This window comes from Bacillus sp. RIT 809 (genome assembly GCF_016892495.1).
GTDB lineage: Bacteria > Bacillota > Bacilli > Bacillales > Bacillaceae_G > Bacillus_A > Bacillus_A cereus_U.
Map to the genome: position 1 here is coordinate 174,051 of NZ_JAFEMR010000002.1, position 19,041 is coordinate 193,091.

Consider the following 19,041-nt stretch of genomic DNA (forward strand, 5'->3'; position numbering starts at 1 on the left):
AACGCGCATGGAGCAACTATTAGTATTGACTTATGGAGACAGAATATATAAGAGCACATTACATCCAAAAGAGCAATCAATAGTGTCGATTGGAAAAGAGTGGACAAATGATATTACGAATCCAAGTTTAGAGAAAGAAATAGAGTTAAACTGGAATAATGAAGTAAACGCTTGGATGGTAGAAAGTCAATTAATAGAATTCAACAAAGAATTTGAAATTGGAAAAAATCAAGGCGTGAGCTTAAAAGTCTTTATATCTATTATTGGCACAACTAAAGTGTTTGATATAGGAACGAAACATTCTCTTACAATCAGTCAAAATAGTTATGATGATATCGCTATTACAGGGAGTAGCGTAGATTTAATACTGTCTCGTGAAACGTTGTATGATTCTTTTAAAGTGAACGTATATGACGGGGCTGTATTTCATAATTATACGAAGCTAAATGATAGCGTTATGTTAGAAGCGGGAGACCAATTATATTTTGATGGTGTTTTGATGGAGATTGGCAGTGAAGATATTCAAGTATTGTCCTCAGAAGACAACGTGAAATCTACATTACCTATTTTAGTAGAATCAGAAACGAATTATCAAAGTGGTTATCCAGACTATCATCGTTCACCACGTATTATTTATCGTGAACCAGAAGAGAAAATGACAGTTGCGAAACCATCAAGTAAGCCGACAAAACCAACTGAGCATTTAGCAAGAATAATCGCACCTTCTCTTGTCATGATTGTTGTGACAGTATTACTCGCTATTTTTATGAAATATGGTCTATTTATATTAGCATCAGTTGCAATGACTGTAGTAACGATAGTTGTTTCTGTCACATCATATATAAAAAATTTAAAGCAATATAAAATCGACATTATTGAACGTGACAAAAGTTATAGAGATTATATAAAACAAAAAACGAAAGATTTACATGCAGAAAGTGAAAAACAACGCCATGCATTACAGTATCATTATCCGAATGTTGAAGAAATACGTAATATGGCTGTTCAAGTAAATCCACGTATTTATGAAAAAACAATGCAACATCATGATTTCTTAACATTCAGTGTTGGAACGGGACAAGCTAATACTAGTTTTGAAATTCAATTTAATGAAGAAGAGTTTAGTCAAACGAAAGATGAGTTAATTGATATAGCACGTGAACTAAGGCAGCGGAATCTTTCATTAGACGATGTACCAGTCGTAACAGATTTAATGAATGGACCAGTCGGATACATTGGGCAGCGCTCTTTAGTACTAGAACAATTACAATTATTAGTCGTACAAACTGCTTTATTCCATAGCTATTATGACTTGCAGTTTATTACTATTTTTCCTGAAGAAGAAAAAGAGAAATGGGATTGGATGCGCTGGTTACCCCATGGAAGTGTTCGCGATATAAATGTACGTGGATTTGTATACCATGATCGTAGCCGAGATCAGGTGTTAAATAGTTTATATCAAATTTTAAAAGAGAGAAAACAAAAAGTAGATGAAAAAAGTTCTACAAATGAAAAACTGTATTTCGCACCACACTATATCATACTCATTACAGATGAAAAACTAATTTTAGATCATGTTGTTATGGAATTTTTCAATGACGATCCGAGTCAATTAGGTGTATCACTTGTGTTTGTTCAAGATGTTATGCAAAGTTTACCAGAGCATGTGAAAACGGTAATTGATATAAGAGATGCAAAGCAAGGGAACATCATCTTAGAACAAGGAGAGCTTGTTAACCGTCAATTTAAATTGAATCATGTACCGAAAGGGTTCAATTTAGAAGATGTTTCACGAGCACTAGCACCGTTAAATCATTTGCAAAACTTAAAAAATAGTATTCCAGAAAGCGTAACATTCCTAGAAATGTACGGTGTTGAAAAAATAAAAGAGTTAAATATCACAAGTCGCTGGCAGAAAAATGCAGCACATAAATCTTTAGCTGTACCACTTGGATTACGTGGTAAAGAAGATATTGTAAACTTAAACTTACACGAAAAAGCCCACGGGCCACACGGATTAATAGCAGGTACAACAGGTTCAGGTAAATCGGAAATTATACAATCGTATATTTTATCTCTAGCAGTCAATTTCCACCCTTACGAAGTGGCCTTTCTACTAATTGACTATAAAGGCGGCGGTATGGCGAATTTATTTAAAAACTTACCGCATTTATTAGGAACAATTACGAACTTAGATGGAGCACAAAGTATGAGAGCGCTCGCATCAATTAAAGCTGAATTACAAAAAAGACAACGATTATTTGGAGAAAATGATGTAAACCATATTAATCAATATCAAAAACTGTATAAAGAAGGCTTAGTAAGCGAACCGATGCCACATCTATTTTTAATTAGTGATGAATTCGCGGAACTGAAGTCAGAACAACCAGAATTTATGAAAGAGCTAGTTTCAACAGCGCGTATCGGTCGTTCACTCGGAATTCATTTAATATTAGCTACGCAAAAACCGAGCGGTGTTGTAGATGATCAAATTTGGAGTAACTCGAAATTTAAACTAGCATTGAAAGTTCAAAATACGTCAGATAGTAATGAAATTTTAAAAACACCAGATGCAGCTGAAATTACATTACCAGGACGTGCTTACTTACAAGTTGGGAATAATGAAATTTATGAACTATTCCAATCAGCTTGGAGCGGAGCAGACTATGTAGAAAATAAAGAGGATAAAGAACATTTAGACGCAACGATATATGCAATAAATGATCTAGGACAATATGAAATATTAAGTGAAGACTTAAGTGGACTTGGTAGTAGTAAAGAAGTAATAAGCGTACCATCTGAGCTAGATGCTGTTATTGACTACATTCACGATTACGCAGAAGTAAATGAAATTGAAGCGTTAGCAAGACCGTGGTTACCACCACTTCCAGAAAGCGTATATTTACAAGACTTACATGCTATTCAGTTCAAGGAAGCATGGACGAAAGAAAAGAAACCATTAAAAGCAACAGTTGGTCTATTAGATCAGCCTGAATTACAATCACAAACACCATTAACATTAGATATTAGTAAAGACGGACACGTAGCAGTCTTCTCAAGTCCAGGTTACGGAAAATCAACATTCTTACAATCAGTCATTATGGATGTAGCTCGTCAGCATAGTCCGGAGCATTTGCATGTGTATTTATTAGACTTCGGAACAAACGGTTTAATGCCATTAAAATCTTTACCACATGTGGCAGACATCATTACATTAGACCAAGTTGAAAAATGCGAGAAATTTCTTCGCCGCATAGAAGACCTATTAAAAGATAGAAAGCAATTGCTAAGTAAATATGGCGTTGCGAGTCTTGAAATGTATGAGAGAGCTAGTAAAGAAGTATTACCAACAATATTAATTACGTTAGATAACTATGATTCTGTTAGAGAAGCTGGATTTGTCGAAGACTTTGAACGCATTGTTGCACAAATTGTACGTGAAGGGGCAGCGGTAGGAATTCATTTAATGCTTACGGCTACGCGTCAAAATGCATTGAGAGTACAAGTAAATACAAATATTAAACTACAAATTGCTCTATATATGATAGATGAGGCAGAATCTAGAGCTATTGTAGGAAGAACAGACTTAAAAATTGAAGAATTAGCAGGACGTGGTTTAGTTAAAATTGAAGAACCAACAATCTTCCAAACAGCTTTACCAACTGATGGAGAAGATGTACTTACTCGAATTGAAAACATACAAGCAGAAGGAAAAGAGATGGATTCCTTCTGGGATGGAGAAAGACCGAAAGCAATTCCTATGGTACCTGAAGTTCTGGAATACAAGGAATTCATTGCATGGCCAGAAACAAGAAAAATTATTGAAGCAGGCAAACTAACATTTGGTGTAGAGACAGAAAACGTTACGCCTCTCGAATTAGATTTAACAGAAGCGTCTAATATTGTTGTAGGGGGAATCAAGAAAGATGAAGTTGAAAATGTAGTTCATCAATTCCTTCAACAATTAGCTGGTAGTGGACACTTTGACCTAGGTTTAATTGATACAAGAACACGTAATTTCTCAAACTATAGAGAGAGTGCTGCTTTATATGTAGCTGAAAAAACAGGAATTGAGAAAACGATTAAACAAGTTACAAATGCTTATAAATCGAGAGAAGCGGCGTTTAAAGAGGAGCAGGAAGCATCAAGTGAAACAGTGAACCCAGCTGAATTTATTAAGAAATTTAAGCCGATTGTAATCGTAATTGCAGATGTAAATGATATTTTAAGTAATTTAGAAGATAGTGATATATATAGTTTAGCGGAATTAATAACAAATGGTGCATTTATGGGCATCCACTTCGTAATTGGCTGTGATGTTGATTCAATTGACAGTCGATACGACTTAGTTTCAAAAACAATAAAAACGCAATCTCATGTTATTTTACTTAGAAAATCATCAGGCCAAATGGTCTTCGATGTATCTAATAAAGATTTAAGTAGTACAAAATTAAATCCATTTGAAGGGTATTTTGTTGAAAATCGTTTTGCTACTAGAATTAAAGTGCCAACTATTTAAGGGGGGATTTGCATGGGGATAGAGGAATTAAATAGTCAAAAATCTGGTTTATTAAGTAGTATAAGTCATCAACAAGGGCAATTGGCTGAATTACAAATGAAACTACGAAGGCTAATAACTGCTAAGGGGAAATTTGTAAATAATCTTGAAGCAATTAAACAAAATCAAGAGCAGTTTAAGTCTTTAGAAATAAACGAGAGTAGTTGGAAAGGGCAAAGAGCAACTACTTTTAAAGAAACGTATGAACAACAAGTCATTTCGAATTTAGGGAAGTTTATTGGAGAACTAGGAAGAGTGCAAGAAGACATCGATCAAGCCATACGGCGGCTTGAAAGAGAAATCGCTACATGTGAGTCTAGTATTCTTTCTTTAAGTAGAAGTGTTTCAATGGTTGACGCTAGTATTCAAGTAGAAGTACAGAAGGCGGGGAAATGATAAATGGGGGAAATTAAATTAAATAAAGGGGTATTTGATGCGAAAGTAAGTGATTTGAAAAGTGGTGCTAGTGATTTAGGTAAGACTAAATTTAATGGTATGCAGTTACATCGTACGAATTTAAGTAAACTGAAAAAATATTGTGAAGCGATTGAAAAGTTATCGAAAAAAGTGCAGCAATATGAACAAATACTACAAAAGGATATTAGTAGAATTCAGCAAACAGGACAAGAAATGGTTCAGCAAGATGAAAAGCTTGGAAAAGATTTGAAAGACAGTTCAGCTCACCGTGCTATGTAAAGGGATAGGAGGGGGAAAATATGAGCAAAATCATAGAGTTACAAGAAGTAAAAGAACTGCAAGAGCGGTTTAATTCAAGTGCTGAAGAGTTAAATCAACATTTGGAAACATTGCAGCAAAAAATAGAGGACTTTACACAAATTAACTCTTTTCAAGGGAAAGCTGCTGATACTATTAAGAATCATTTATCTACAGTTCATGGAGCTGTTATCACTGGATTTACAGTTACAACGGAAATGTTAAAAAGTCAATTTCAAAAAGCAATAGAGGAGTTTAACAGTGAGGTTGACAGTGATGCAGATGCAAAAATTCATGGAAGTTATTTGGATGATGTAAAGAAAAAAGTTAATGGATATAGTGAGGGATTTAGCCACTCTAATGAAGAGGCGAAAAAAACAGTAGGTACGATTGGTGACATCGTCGCAATTCAATATCCATCATCATCAAGCATCACTGAAGGCGCTGTAAAAAGCCAAAAAGAAATCAGTGATACATTAGAAAAATTAGAGACTTATAACAGTAAGCAAAGTGACCTGCAAGAGTTTGATGAATTAATGCGTAAAATAGATGAGGGAATGAAACAAATAAAAGTGAATAATGGGAATTTGTCTAGCGCTTCAATAGGGAAGCTATTAGCTGACACATCAATTGGAAATATCATTAAGGGATTGGCAGATGCCATGACTAAGTTTGATATTGGGAATAAGGGAGCTAAGGCTACTTTAAATGCCTACATACGCATGCATTATGTTACAAAGAAATTGGGTTTTGATGCCCTTTTTGATCCTAAAGGTCGAAAAGGTAAAGGGGCATATACATTATCGACTTCTAAGAAAGAAGATATGGTTTTAGCAGAAAGAATACTTAAAATGGATAATAAAGATGACGTTTTATTCAAATATTTACAGGATAAATTAGAATTTAAATTCGAGGGTTTGAAAACAACAAAGGAACAAATAAAAAAGGCACGCAGAAATATTTATAAATTACCAGAGTTTCAAAATTACGCAGATTTTCGGATGGATCGGGAGAACAAAGGAGTGCCTACCGCGATTGGGAAAAAAGGACTGAGTTCATTTAAAGCTGCTTGGGCAGACGGCTTAAAGGATATTAATCCTATGAAATGGAAAGAAGCGTTTAAAGGCCTAGGTAAAGCAGGAGGAATATTGAAAGGAGCAGGTATTTTTGGAGCGGTTGTGTCAGTTGGAGGTAATGTTGTTGATGCTAAAGAAGGTGGTTGGCAGTTAAAAGATGTAGTTGATGTAGCAACAGATTCAGCTGTAGATATTGGAGCAAATGCTGGAGCGATGGCAGCTGGTGCTGTAGCGGGGTCGTTTTTCCTTCCACCGCTTGGTACTGTGGTAGGAGCTGGTACGGCGGTAGTTGGTACATGGCTATTAAATAAAAAATGGAATGGGGAAGACAATGCGATAGATTATGTTAAAAAAGGAGTGAAAAATGTAACTGAAAAGATAAATGAAAAATTAAAAATAGGAGAAAAACTAAAATCTGTATTTTGGTAATTAGACTAAACGAAAGGTGCTTATAGATGATGTGGAATATAAAAGAAGAAGATTTAGATAAGTTTAGGATGACATGTAAAGATCGTTTAAGTCCTGAGGGTGCAACGGTGTTTATGTTTGGAGGAATACTGTATAGTTCAATAGCTATTTTTTCTATTGTTTTATCAGCTGGTTGGGATTACTGCATAGCTCTTTTCAATGATATTGAAATTGTTAAGCTAGAAGTGTTGTTATATGCTCTGCAAATAATCTTTTTTATTCTATATTTATTTCCAAAAGCTCAATTTAAATTTCAAAAGTTACAAACATTTGTCGTATTATTATATGCATTTCAATTAGGGACTATAGGGTTCACTGTTTTTATTGTTTTTGAAATAGCTCATTCTTCAATTGACCAGATTGCATTAATATATGCAGGGTTATTATTTATAGGAGCAGTTATTGTCCATATTATGGCAACAATCGATACATTTAAACAAGCGAGTAAAGGTGCATTTAGTACGGATGAGAGATCCACTTCATTTTTTAGTAATACAAAAGGAACTATGATGAAGGTGGCCACAATATACGTACTAATTCTACTTATTTTGAGTTATTTTCGTAATGATTTTGCCTTAGACGATTTTATAATGGGGGGTGTAGTAGGGAATATTTTAATGTATGCAGTGGCCATTGGTGCAGCAGAATTTCAATTATTGGCTTATTGTAGATTTAAATTCCCTTCATTTAACATATCATGGGAGCAACATAAAAGAGAAACTCCAAGATACCAAAAGAAAAATAAAAAAAATAAATCGAAACGTAAGGCGTAAAGGGATTAAGTATAGTAGATTCAAATGTATGTCATTTAATATAATGTGGAAGAAACATGAAAGAGAGCAGAATTGACATTTGAGGAAACAAAAAAATATATAGCCAAGAGAAAGAATAGTAAAAGGAGTGAGTATTATGAAAATTCAATACAAATCATTATCACTTTTAAATTTAATTAGTATTACTCAAATTGTAAAAAAAGAAGATTGGTTATTACCTGCTATCGCACTGAGAAATCAAGTTGTTCATAATGGAATATATGCTGTAGGTCCCGTTCTTTTTAAATATCAGCCATTGGAAAATGAACCAGAGTACGGCGAATATACGTATTCTGTTCCAGTAAATGAACGTGTTAAATTAGGGGAGAATTCTGCATATGAATACGTTGATGGATTAATTATTGAAGAGGCATTAAGTGTTCGATTTACTGATGAAGATGGTGATATTGAGGAAGCTTATAATTTAATACATGAGTTTGCAGAACAGCATCATATTAAATTAGATAGCGGTTTTTATCACGTATGTTTAGATGTATACGGTGACATGTGGCTAGATATTTATGCTCCTATTATAGAAGTAGGTGAAACAATAAAATGATAATTGAAGGACAAAGTATTGCATATACAAATGTTGTTTCAAAAGAGTACTATTTTCATTACGAAGATATGGAAGAAGCAATTGAACATTTTATGTCAGAAATTGCAACAGCGAATTTAACAGTAAAAGGTCCGATGTTTTATGCTTTAAAAAATATACCATCTGATGAAAATATGTACGTTGAATTATTCATGCCAGTAAATGAAGATAAAATTCCAACATCAGAAACACTTCAATTTAGGAGCTATTATTATGTTGATGAGATGCTCATGAAACGATATACGGGAGATTATGAAAAATTAACAGAGCAGGTATACGGTGAAATGCTTCAGTATATGGAGGATAATAACCTGAATTTAGCCTCGCCAATTTATCATGTGTTTAGCGGTGATGAGTCTTTACAGTATGTTGAAGTGAAGATTGCTGTATTTAATGAAGAATAATATTTTAAGCTTGTGATCTATAGGGAAAAGGAAGTTTCATAGAAATAATAATATGTGGATGGTTTTATTCTATAAAATTCGAGTGTTATTTTTGTTTTGAAAAGTGAGGGGGATGTATGGGTTTATTTTCTAGAGAAAGAAAAGTGTACTTTCAGCAAGATTGTAAAGAGAGAAATGCAGAGATAGTTAAACAAAAAATATTGAGTAAAGCTTCAGCATCCGAGTGTATAATAACTGGTGAAATGCTTGATGAAATAATATCTGCTGAAAGTACTGTTGAAATGATTAATGATACTTTACGTTCTGGATCTGTGAAAGAAGGAATGGAAGATTCCCGATACCCTAAACTTTTGAGAGAAATTTCAAAAGTTTTATCCGTAAGTAATGTAAGTTTATTTCGCATGATTTTTTACTTTGACGTATATGAGATTCTTGTCGAAGTATCAAACACGACGAAAGCAATTATTCAATTTGAATCAGTAGATGAAGAGGTAAGAGATTCAACGTTTTCCGATATTAAAGTGATTGGTTTTATATATAGGAAAAAATCCACTGATCAGGAAATTGAAAAAATATCAGAGTGGATGTTAGAGTTTAAAGCATTGAGCGATAAGATAAAGGAACATAATGAAGCATTGCAAAAGAGATAGTTTTGTATAGTATATGGGGATGTGACATAAATAAAACCTTCTCTTCTCTTTAGAATGAGGAGGTTTTTTATTCTAAAATCTATATGTAATTGATTGAACAATTCGATATGAGATTTTTCAATTGGATTAATCTGTATTGGTAGTAGTTACGTTCTGCAGTTCTCTTTGTTCTTATTTTGAAAGGGAAAATTTATTCGAAAGTCAATTTGTAAAGAGGGGAAGGTGTTATTTTGATTAAGGATCGGAATGTTTCAGAAACAGGGAAAAGTTTTTTTCAAAGGACAATAGTATCTATCTATAAAGCGTTAGAATTTATAATGAAATATACAATGATTCTTATAATAATAATGTCAATATTTGTGATAATTGCTGCTGTTTATTTTAAAATATATGAGGGGATAGGGGCGGGTGTATTCCTCTTAATCTCGTCATTATTTGCATATTTGGTATTTTTTAAGAAAAGTAAAAATGCCTAAATTAATAGCGAAAATAAAATGCCAAAGATTAACAACTATAATACGTTATTTGAAGAGGGAAAGTTTTGAATATGGCATGAATGTATAACAGCAAGAAAACCTTCTCTTTTCGTTAAAATGAGAAGGTTTTTATTTTTAATCTACATGATTTAAATGAATGTGGTTAAGGGTGGGACAATTGGATGTGGAATATAAAAGAAGGAGACTTAGATGAATTTAGAATTACATGTAGAAATCGTATAAGTCCTAAGGTTGCTGTAGGTTTTATGTTAGGTTCAATCATATACACCTCATTAATAATGTTAGGTGTAATTTATGGTTTGGTGAAATTTGGTTGGTCCGTATATCCTAGTTTACTAGAGGAAACAATTATTAAAATAGAGTTATTTTTGTATAGCATACAAATCATTTTTCTTATTGTATATTTATTTCCCAAAGCTCGTTTTAAATTTCAAAAGTTACAAGCTATAGTTATATTGTTATATGCACTTCAACTTGCGACTATAGGATTTGTAACAGTAGTTGTTTCGAGTATTTTCGGTTATTCAAATGATCGTGTTACATTGACTTATGTAGCCTTATTATTGTTAGGAGCTTTTATTATTCATATTTTTACAACAATTAATACCTTTAAGCAAGCTAGCGAAGGCGCATTTAGTAAGTGGGAAAATTCAGTATCATTTTTTAGTAAGACAAAAGATTTTTTAATGATTGCCTCTATATTATATGTATTAACTCTCTTAATCTTAATTTGTATTAATAATGATTATACGATGGAGCAGATAGGTTGGTATGCTGTATTGCCCTTTATACTATACGCGGTAGCCATAGGTGCGGCAGAGTTCCAATTACTAGCATATTGTAGATTTAAATTTCCGTCATTTTATATTTCGTGGGAGGAACACGAAAGGGAACGTCAGAAAAGACTAAAGATGTATGAAGAGAAGGAAAAAAAGAAAACTAAAGAACTAAAATAAGTTTTGCGTCGAAATGAGGAAAGATGAATGCTCAAAATAAAAGAAGAAGATTTAGGATTTTTTCAAATTACAAATAAAAACCGATTAAGTCCTGATGGTGTAATGGCCTTTTTAGTTGGAGTTTTTGTATACGCTTCATTACCGATGTTTTTTATTATTTTGGGTTTTTTACAACTTGGTTGGGAGGCTTATCCAAAATCTTTTGAACGAATAATTGTTTCTGTAGAGTTAGTATTATATATTCTGCAAATCCTTTTTTTGATTATCTATTCATTTCCGAAATTAAGATTTAAATTACAAAAGTTACAAGCCGTTGTAATTGTTTTTAACTCGTTTCAGGTTGCAACGGTAGGTTATGCGTATGTATTAATTGAAGCAATATTTGGATATTATTGTGAAAATCTAACGGTATTTTATGTAGGTCTATTATTATTAGGAGCGATAATTACTCATATTGTAATAACAATCCATACTTTTAAAAAAGCAAAATATGGAGGCTATAAGTTGGAAGGGGGGACGGCTTCATTTTTTAATAATACAAAGCTATGGATGTTCATTGGGATAGTTATTTATGTAGTTGTCCTTTTGATATTAATCTTTGCAAGTATTCATTTTGCGCTAGGGCCAATGGTGTTCTATTTTTTACAAACAATAATATTATATGTATTCGCAGTTGCATCAGCAGAATTCGTCCTATTGGTGTATTGTCGCTTTAAATTTCCATCATTTAATATTACATGGGAACAACATGAAAAGGAACGTCAAGAATTTATAGCAAATAGAAAAAGAATAAGAGAAAAAGAACAAAAGCGAAACAAAAATTGAAATGAGATTTGTAAATGATAGTCATAAACTGGTTTTTTATGTGTGTGGAAGGATCTATTTGTGAAGAATTAAAACACTGTATAAGGGGTAGAGGTTATGAAAGTTCAGTATAAAGCATTATCGCTTTTAAATTTAATAAGCATCACTCAAATAGTAAAAAAGGATGATTGGTTGTTACCAGCTATCGCACTTAGAAATCAAGTAGTTCATAACGATATATACCCAATAGGACCTGTTCTTTTTACGTATTCACCATTAGAGAATGAACCGGAATATGGTGAATATATGTATTGTGTTCCAGTGAATGGACGGGTAAATATGGAAGAGGGTTCATCGTATGAGTATATTGATGCAATTCTTATTGAAGAAGCACTTTGTGTTAGATTCTCAGATGAAGATGGTGATATTGAAGACGCTTATCGTGTTTTAAATGAATTTGCTGAACAAAATCATATGAAATTAGATAGTAGCTTTTATCACGTATGCTTAGATGTATATGGTGATATGTGGTTGGATATTTATGCTCCTATTATTGAAGTAGGTGAATTAGTACGATGATAGTTGAGGAACAAAGCATTGCTTTTCAAAATGTTGTATCGAGAGAATATTTTTTTCACTATACTGATATGGAAAAAGTAATAGAAGATTTGTTGGCAGAAATTGCGCAAGCGAATTTAACGGTCAAAGGCCCAATGTTTTATGCATTGAAAAATGTACCATCAGATGGAGATATGTTTATTGAATTATTTATGCCAGTACATGAGAGTAGTATTCCTATATCAGAAACAATGAAGTTTCGAAGTTATTATTATGTTGATAACATGCTAATGAAAAGATACGCAGGAGATTTTGAAAGATTAACAGAGTATGCGTATGCTGAGATGCTTCAGTATATGGAAGATAATGAGCTTGATATGATTTCGCCTATTTATCATATATTTAGCGGTGATGAAGAGCTACAGTATGTTGAAGTGAAAATTGCGGTGGATACACAATAATAATTTAACGTATTTTTAGTTCTGGAAAATGAAAAGTAAAAGCCTAATTGTTGTTTTTAGTGGGAAGAGGGCTACATATGTGGTTATTTTCAAAAGAAAAAACTTTGTACTTTCAACAAGAGTGTGAGGATAAAACTGGGGAATTAATTAATCTGCAAATCTTGGAGAAAGTACCAGTAGATGATTGCATAATAGCTGCTGAAATGATTGATGTATTGTTTATATACTCTGAACTTGCAAGGATTTTATATATGAGCAATAAAGAATTATTCCGAATGGTTGCTATTTTTATTGGTGCATTTGAAATTTTCGTACAAATTTCAAATACAACGAAAGTGATTATTTAATGTATTCCAGTAGATGAAGAAATGGAAGAAAAAGTGTTTTCGGATATGAAAGTAATTGGTTTTAAATATAAGAAAAAATCCACTGATGAAGATATAGAAGAAATAGCAGAGTGGATGCTGGAATATAAAAAGATGTGTAAAAAAATAGCAGAGCACTATGAAACAGCTCAAAAAGAATCATTATTATAATTTAAGAATATCTGAGATTAATAAAACCTTCTCTTTTCATCAAAATGAGAAGGTTTTTATTTTTAATCTACATGATTTAAGTGAATGTGGTTAAAGGTGGGCACTTGGATGTGGAAAATAAAAGAAGAAAATTTAGAAAAGTTTAGGATGATATGTAGAAGGCGTTTAAGTCCAGAAGGTGCTTTAGGTTTTATGATAGGAACAATAGTGTATGTTTCAGTTATGATGTTTTTTCTTATTGGTACTTTAGTAACCTTTGGTTGGGACTACTATACTACTTTATTCGAAAAAACAATTGTTACAATTGAACTTGTGCTATATAGCTTGCAAATAATTTTTTTAATTCTATATTCATTTCCAAAAGCTCGATTTAAATTTCAAAAGTTACAAACGATTGTCGTGTTATTATATGCATTTCAATTAGGTACGATATTATTCACGGCTTTAATTCTTCCTGGAATGTCTGATTATACAATCGACGGAATTACATTAGTATATGTAGGTTTCTTATTTATAGGAGCAGTGATTGTTCATATTGTGACAACAATTGATACGTTTAAACAGGTAAGTGAAGGTGCATTTAGTATGAATGAAAGATCCGCTTCCTTTTTTAGTAAAATAAAAGGGACTATGATGAAAGTAGCTTCAATATACGCATTAATCCTACTTATTTTGATTTATTTTCATAATGATTATGCGATTGATACTTTGATTGGATATGTAATAGGTACTGTTTTACTGTACACTGTAGCCGTTGGTGCAGCAGAATTCCAGCTATTGGTGTACTGTAGATTCAAATTTAAATCATTTAATATGACTTGGGAAGAAAATGAGAGAATGCGTGGGAGAACTCGAAAACAAAATGAAAAATTCAAAACGAAAAGTAAATAATGGTGAAATAGAATTTAAGTGTATGAGAATTATTTAAACTATATAGAAGGTGAAAAAGCTGAATGTGGAATATAAGAGAAGAAGATATGGGTCTTTTTGAAATTGAAAATAGAAATCGATTAAGTCCAGATTATATAAGAATCTTTTATGGGGGAGTTTTTGCATATACTTCTATACCAATGCTCATCATGTTTTTAGGTATTTTGCTGAACGGTGATAAGATTTCTTTAACACCATTTGAAACATTTTTGGTACGATCTGAGGTAAAGTTATACATTTTGGAGTTGATTTTTTTAATAATTTACATGTCTTCAAAGGTTGCTTTTAAATTACAGAAACTCCAAGCCATCGTGACTTTATTTTATTCTTTTCAGTTAGCAACATTACCATTTATCGTTATGATGGTTGAAGGAATGTTTGATTTTCCTAGGAATAATAAAACGTTAGTTTATATTGGTTTAATAATGTTAGGAGCGCTTTGTACTCACATTGTAACTACAATTGATGTTTTTAAAAAGGCAAAACATGGAGGATATAAATCGGAAGGACCAACTGTCTCATTTTTTACTAACGCAAAATTATATTTATCGATTGGAATGACAATTGGTGTAATGGTTCTACTTATATTAATTTTTCTAAATCTTAATTATACATTTAGCCAAATGGCAATTTATGTTGTACAAACAATAATATTATATATATTCGCTGTAGTATCAGCAGAATTCGTCCTATTAGTGTATTGTCGCTTCAAATTCCCATCATTTAATATTACGTGGGAACAACATGAAAAGAAACGCCAAGAATTCATAGCAAATAGAAAAAGAATAATAGAAAAAGAATAATAGAAAAAGAACAAAAGCGAAACAAAAACTGAAATGAAAGTTGTAAATGATACTCGTAAACTTATATTGAAGATAGAATGAATACATTATTCATAAATTAACTAGTAAAGGGAGGAATGTAATATCTTGAATAAAGATTCTAAAGCTGTAAAAAAAGTAAAAGGTTTATTTGAAAGTGTAATAGCACCTATTATCGTTGGGATTATGTTTATCTTTTTAATTCTATATAAAGTAGCAGAGTTTCTGGGGAAATGGCTCATTATCTTGTCAATACCGAGCTTTATTGTTACTATGTTTATTTTTATATACCAGAAAGAATATGGAGGTGTATTGGTTGGTGGGATAGGCTTAATTATAATGCTATCGATGTATTTTGTGTTTGTTAAAAAAAGTAAAAAAGGTTAGTTTAATATCAAAATATTTATTTACTTTTAGTTTGTCTACAAAAATAGAGTTATTACATGATGTTAGAAAAGATGGTGTAATTATATGTGGAATATAAAAGAAAAAGATTTAGATGAATTTAAAAGTACTTGCAAGAATCGCTTAAGTCCCGATTGGGCTACAGGATTTATGTTTGGAACGATGTTTTTTATTTCTTTAATAATGTTTTTTCTTATTGGAGGGTTAATAAGGTTTGGTTGGAGTTATTACCCGACTCTCTTTGATAAAATAATTGTTAGCCTTGAGTTAGTGCTTTATAGTCTTCAAGTAATTTTTTTAATTATTTATTTGTTTCCTAAGATGCCATTTAAATTTCAGAAACTACAAACACTCGTGGTACTACTATATGCGTTTCAGCTAGGCACTATAACATTTACAATGTTGATAATTACAGGAGCGTCAAATTATTCAATTGATCAAGTTACATTAATGTATGTCGGGTTATTATTTTTAGGTGCAGTCATTTTACATATTTTAGCGACTATTGATACTTTTAGACAGGCAAGTAAAGGGGCATTTAATACGAGAGAAGAATCCTCTTCATTTTTTAGTAAAACAAAGAGGACTGCAATTAAGTGTGCTCTAATTTATGTGTTAACTCTGCTCATTTTAATTTATGTGCATAATGATTATACACAAAATATTTTAGGATTGTATGTGGGAGGAACTCTAATCATGTACGCGGTAGCCATAGGCGCAGCAGAGTTCCAATTATTAGCCTATTGCAGATTTAAATTTCCGTCATTTTATATTTCGTGGGAGGAACATGAAAGGGAACGTCAGGAATTCTTAAAGCGTTATAAAGAGAGAGAGGAAAAGCAAGCCAAAGAAATAAAATAAGTTTTGGTTTCTGAAAATTCGAATAGAATATATAAGCAATAAAGGATTGTATATAAATCGATGCTATTAAAAATTAAAGTATCTTCAATATAATCTGTATGAGTAAATAAATACCGGTAAGTAAAGGTGAACTATATTACTATCAAAATGGGAATGTAATGAACCTAAAAATGCCTAGAGAAATCAACGGGGTGTCAGTATGAAGTTAAAGAAGAAATCTAAGATGATGATAGTTCTGTCAATAGTAGCAAGTTTATTAAGTGGATGTGGTTTTGGGGAGACGAAGATAGAGTATGAGAGATTAGTAAAGGCGTTGGATGAAGGGGATATGAAGACGGTTATGTCTGCGAGTGATGATGGGTATGCGTATGTGACCCAAAGAGGTATTTATAGTACGTTTGAGCAAAAAGAAGATGGAGAGCACAGTAAAACAATTCGTCAAACTACGGAAGGTGTATATAATACAAAAGATAAAAGTTTATATGGAGAGGCGATACAAACAGTTGCGACTGATATAGAAAAAGACACGGGAAAAAGGTCAAAAGAAAATTATAAAAAAGAAACGATTTATAGTACTCATGTTAAGTGTGAAAATGGACAGGTGAAAAGTCCGGATTCAAATCTAGATGTTTCATACGTGAACTTAATTGTAAATCGTTTAAATGGGATAGGGAAACTAAAGATGAAGCCCGAGGATGATATAAAAAAGTTTGATCAGCCTAATTCAGTGGGATATCGACTAACTGAATCTGAATTTAAAAATATTATTAATAATAAATTAAAGATACAATACGATGAATTTGATGGAGCAACAATCGTATTGCACCTGGATGCCCCAAAAAATCCAAAACAAATTTTGCAAATGAGGATAGATATAGACTTTAAAGAAAAGAATGAGGATGGAAAATTAGTAGAAAATATGTTCCAAATAATAACGTATTTTAATAGAAAACAGGATAATTACCAAGATGCGAGACAGGAATATTTAAAATATAAGGCGCAGTACAACAAAAGAGATGGTTAAGAGTGGCGATGAAAATAAAAAGGTGTGAAATTAGTGACTAAGAAAATTGCATCTTTATTTTGGTAATATACTATAGTTCGGGGAAAGGTGGAGTTAACAAATGTGGAACATAAAAGAAGAAGATTTAGATGAATTTAAAATAACATGTAGACATCGTTTAAGCCCTGAAGGAGCTATGTTGTTTATGTTTGGTGGAATGCTTTATAGTTCGTTATTAATGCTTTTTATTTTTGGAGCATTAATTAGATTTGGCTGGGATTACTATCCGACTCTTTTTGACACTGTAATAGTCAGAATGGAATTGTTGTTATATAGCCTACAAGTAATCTTTTTTATTATATATCTGATCCCTAAGGTACGTTTTAAATTTCAAAAGCTCCAGGCATTGGTGATATTATTATATGCGTTTCAGTTAGGTACTATAGGTCTTACGGCATTTGTTCTTCCAGGGATGAGTAATTATTCTATTAATTTTATTACGCTTATTTATGTAGGTTTACTAGTATTAGGAGCAATACTTGTTCATGGTGTAACAACAGTTGATACTTTTAAACAAGCAAGTAAAGGTGCATTTAGTATGGGAGAAAGATCTACTTCATTTTTTAATAAGGCAAAGAAAAATGTAATGTTTGGTGTGGCAATTTATGTACTAATTCTTCTTGTTTTAATTTATGTACAAAATAATTACTCATTGAGCATAATGTTTGGTTACTTTATATTTACGTTCATTATGTACGCGATAGCCATAGGCGCAGCAGAGTTCCAATTTTTAGCCTATTGCAGATTTAAATTTCCATCATTTTATATTTCATGGGAGGAACATGAAAGGGAACGCCAGGAATTCTTAAAGCGTTATAAAGAGAGAGAGGAAAAGAAAGCGAAAGAAATAAAATAAGTTTTGGTTTCTGAAAATTCGAATAGAATATATAAGCAATTAAGGATTGTATATAAATCAATGTTATTAAAAATTAAAGCATCTTCAATATAATCTGTATGAGTAAATAAATAGCAGTAAGTAAAGGTGAAATGTATTACTTTCCAAAAGGGAACATAATGAACTTAAAAATGCCTAGAGAAATCAACGGGGTGTCAGTATGAAGTTAAAGAAGAAATCTAAGATGATGATAGTTCTGTCAATAGTAGCAAGTTTATTAAGTGGATGTAGTTTTGGAGAGACAAAGATAGAGTATGAGAGATTAGTAAAGGCATTGGATGAAGGTGATATGAAGACGGTTATGTCTGCGAGTGATGATGGGTATGCTTATGTGAAAGAAGAGGTTAGGGATAGCACGTTTGGGGCGGAAAATGATAATCGCATTAGCGTTGTATATCAAACAACAGGAGGAGTATACAATATTAAAGAAAAAAGTTCTATGGAACAACTTTGCAAGAAATTGCTAGTTCATTAAATAGTGAGCAAAAAAAAGAAGAGATTGTATATAGAACTAGTATTAAATATGAAGATAATCAATCAAAAAGTCCAGATCAAAATTTGGATGTTTCGAATGTTCGATTTATATTTAATAGATTAAAGGGAATAGATAGTTTAAGACCCAAAAAAGATAAAAAAAGATTTAGTGAGTCATCCAAGGTAACATATTACTTAACCGAATCGGAATTTCAAGAAATAATTAATAATAAGTTAAAGGTGGACTACGAGAAATTTGATGAAGCAATATTATTAATGGAGTTTAGTTCGGCGAAAGATTCAAAAGAAAATCCAATGGAATTCACTACAATAAGCATCACAATGGGATATGAAAAAAAGAATAAAGAAGGCCGATTAATAAGGCATGATCAAAAAATAGCAATCTATTTAAATACTAAAGAAGATAACGATAAAGCTTCTAAAACCCGATATGAGGAGTATGAAAAACAATATTTGAATAATAAGTAATGTATAAAATA

The 19,041-nt window shown here is 32.0% G+C and carries 20 protein-coding genes and 2 pseudogenes; all 22 read left to right on the top strand.

From position 1 onward, the window contains the following. Positions 1 to 7: 7 nt before the first annotated feature. Complete coding sequence (gene essC / locus JTF23_RS03190) at positions 8 to 4,519, top strand: type VII secretion protein EssC (RefSeq protein ID WP_204208088.1); 4,512 nt, start codon at positions 8 to 10, stop codon at positions 4,517 to 4,519. A 12-nt stretch (positions 4,520 to 4,531) separates the two neighbouring features. Continuing rightward, the gene (locus JTF23_RS03195; RefSeq protein WP_000510565.1) at positions 4,532 to 4,954 is read left to right on the top strand and encodes a YwqH-like family protein; all 423 of its coding nucleotides are present in this window, start codon (positions 4,532 to 4,534) and stop codon (positions 4,952 to 4,954) included. A 3-nt stretch (positions 4,955 to 4,957) separates the two neighbouring features. Then, positions 4,958 to 5,254 (top strand): TIGR04197 family type VII secretion effector, encoded by a 297-nt coding sequence (locus tag JTF23_RS03200; protein WP_000503886.1) that lies wholly within the window; start codon positions 4,958 to 4,960, stop codon positions 5,252 to 5,254. A 20-nt stretch (positions 5,255 to 5,274) separates the two neighbouring features. Then, complete coding sequence (locus JTF23_RS03205; RefSeq protein WP_204208089.1) at positions 5,275 to 6,777, top strand: T7SS effector LXG polymorphic toxin; 1,503 nt, start codon at positions 5,275 to 5,277, stop codon at positions 6,775 to 6,777. A 29-nt stretch (positions 6,778 to 6,806) separates the two neighbouring features. Beyond that, positions 6,807 to 7,589: a hypothetical protein gene (locus tag JTF23_RS03210; protein WP_071151222.1), complete on the top strand. Its 783-nt coding sequence runs from the start codon at positions 6,807 to 6,809 to the stop codon at positions 7,587 to 7,589. A gap of 136 nt (positions 7,590 to 7,725) precedes the next feature. After that, positions 7,726 to 8,187, top strand: a complete 462-nt coding sequence (locus JTF23_RS03215) for a DUF5085 family protein (RefSeq protein ID WP_204208090.1) — start codon at positions 7,726 to 7,728, stop codon at positions 8,185 to 8,187. Continuing rightward, a complete protein-coding gene (locus JTF23_RS03220) occupies positions 8,184 to 8,630 on the top strand; it encodes a DUF5085 family protein (RefSeq protein ID WP_000582718.1) in 447 nt (148 codons plus the stop codon). The genes JTF23_RS03215 and JTF23_RS03220 overlap by 4 nt, the downstream gene beginning before the upstream one ends. Before the next feature lie 116 nt (positions 8,631 to 8,746). Further along, positions 8,747 to 9,280, top strand: coding sequence for a hypothetical protein (locus JTF23_RS03225; RefSeq protein ID WP_002186031.1), 534 nt, complete (start codon positions 8,747 to 8,749; stop codon positions 9,278 to 9,280). Positions 9,281 to 9,510: 230 nt separating this feature from the next. Beyond that, positions 9,511 to 9,756 (top strand): hypothetical protein, encoded by a 246-nt coding sequence (locus tag JTF23_RS27675; protein WP_242476368.1) that lies wholly within the window; start codon positions 9,511 to 9,513, stop codon positions 9,754 to 9,756. A 182-nt stretch (positions 9,757 to 9,938) separates the two neighbouring features. Continuing rightward, entirely contained in the window at positions 9,939 to 10,733 is a 795-nt protein-coding gene (locus tag JTF23_RS03230; protein ID WP_204208091.1) for a hypothetical protein, read from the top strand. Between the two features lie 27 nt (positions 10,734 to 10,760). Continuing rightward, the gene (locus JTF23_RS03235; protein WP_204208092.1) at positions 10,761 to 11,558 is read left to right on the top strand and encodes a hypothetical protein; all 798 of its coding nucleotides are present in this window, start codon (positions 10,761 to 10,763) and stop codon (positions 11,556 to 11,558) included. A 96-nt stretch (positions 11,559 to 11,654) separates the two neighbouring features. Beyond that, the gene (locus tag JTF23_RS03240; RefSeq protein WP_002200723.1) at positions 11,655 to 12,116 is read left to right on the top strand and encodes a DUF5085 family protein; all 462 of its coding nucleotides are present in this window, start codon (positions 11,655 to 11,657) and stop codon (positions 12,114 to 12,116) included. Next, the gene (locus JTF23_RS03245) at positions 12,113 to 12,556 is read left to right on the top strand and encodes a DUF5085 family protein (protein WP_002200722.1); all 444 of its coding nucleotides are present in this window, start codon (positions 12,113 to 12,115) and stop codon (positions 12,554 to 12,556) included. Before JTF23_RS03240 ends, JTF23_RS03245 begins: the two co-directional genes overlap by 4 nt. 77 nt (positions 12,557 to 12,633) lie before the next feature. Beyond that, the gene (locus JTF23_RS03250) at positions 12,634 to 12,903 is read left to right on the top strand and encodes a hypothetical protein (RefSeq protein ID WP_002200721.1); all 270 of its coding nucleotides are present in this window, start codon (positions 12,634 to 12,636) and stop codon (positions 12,901 to 12,903) included. Between the two features lie 21 nt (positions 12,904 to 12,924). Next, positions 12,925 to 13,092 carry a hypothetical protein gene (locus JTF23_RS03255; RefSeq protein WP_154214434.1) on the top strand — a complete coding sequence of 56 codons (168 nt, stop codon included), beginning with the start codon at positions 12,925 to 12,927 and terminating at the stop codon, positions 13,090 to 13,092. A 108-nt stretch (positions 13,093 to 13,200) separates the two neighbouring features. Then, positions 13,201 to 13,983, top strand: coding sequence for a hypothetical protein (locus tag JTF23_RS03260; RefSeq protein WP_002202233.1), 783 nt, complete (start codon positions 13,201 to 13,203; stop codon positions 13,981 to 13,983). 62 nt (positions 13,984 to 14,045) lie between these two features. Beyond that, positions 14,046 to 14,857, top strand: a pseudogene (locus tag JTF23_RS03265) (hypothetical protein). Between the two features lie 94 nt (positions 14,858 to 14,951). Further along, entirely contained in the window at positions 14,952 to 15,230 is a 279-nt protein-coding gene (locus tag JTF23_RS03270) for a hypothetical protein (RefSeq protein WP_002200717.1), read from the top strand. Between the two features lie 84 nt (positions 15,231 to 15,314). Next, the gene (locus tag JTF23_RS03275; RefSeq protein WP_204208094.1) at positions 15,315 to 16,109 is read left to right on the top strand and encodes a hypothetical protein; all 795 of its coding nucleotides are present in this window, start codon (positions 15,315 to 15,317) and stop codon (positions 16,107 to 16,109) included. A 199-nt stretch (positions 16,110 to 16,308) separates the two neighbouring features. Further along, positions 16,309 to 17,133 (top strand): DUF3952 domain-containing protein, encoded by an 825-nt coding sequence (locus JTF23_RS03280; RefSeq protein ID WP_171902555.1) that lies wholly within the window; start codon positions 16,309 to 16,311, stop codon positions 17,131 to 17,133. 100 nt (positions 17,134 to 17,233) lie between these two features. Further along, a complete protein-coding gene (locus JTF23_RS03285; RefSeq protein ID WP_002200714.1) occupies positions 17,234 to 18,028 on the top strand; it encodes a hypothetical protein in 795 nt (264 codons plus the stop codon). 199 nt (positions 18,029 to 18,227) lie between these two features. Next, positions 18,228 to 19,030, top strand: a pseudogene (locus tag JTF23_RS03290) (DUF3952 domain-containing protein). The last annotated feature ends 11 nt before the right edge of the window (positions 19,031 to 19,041 follow it).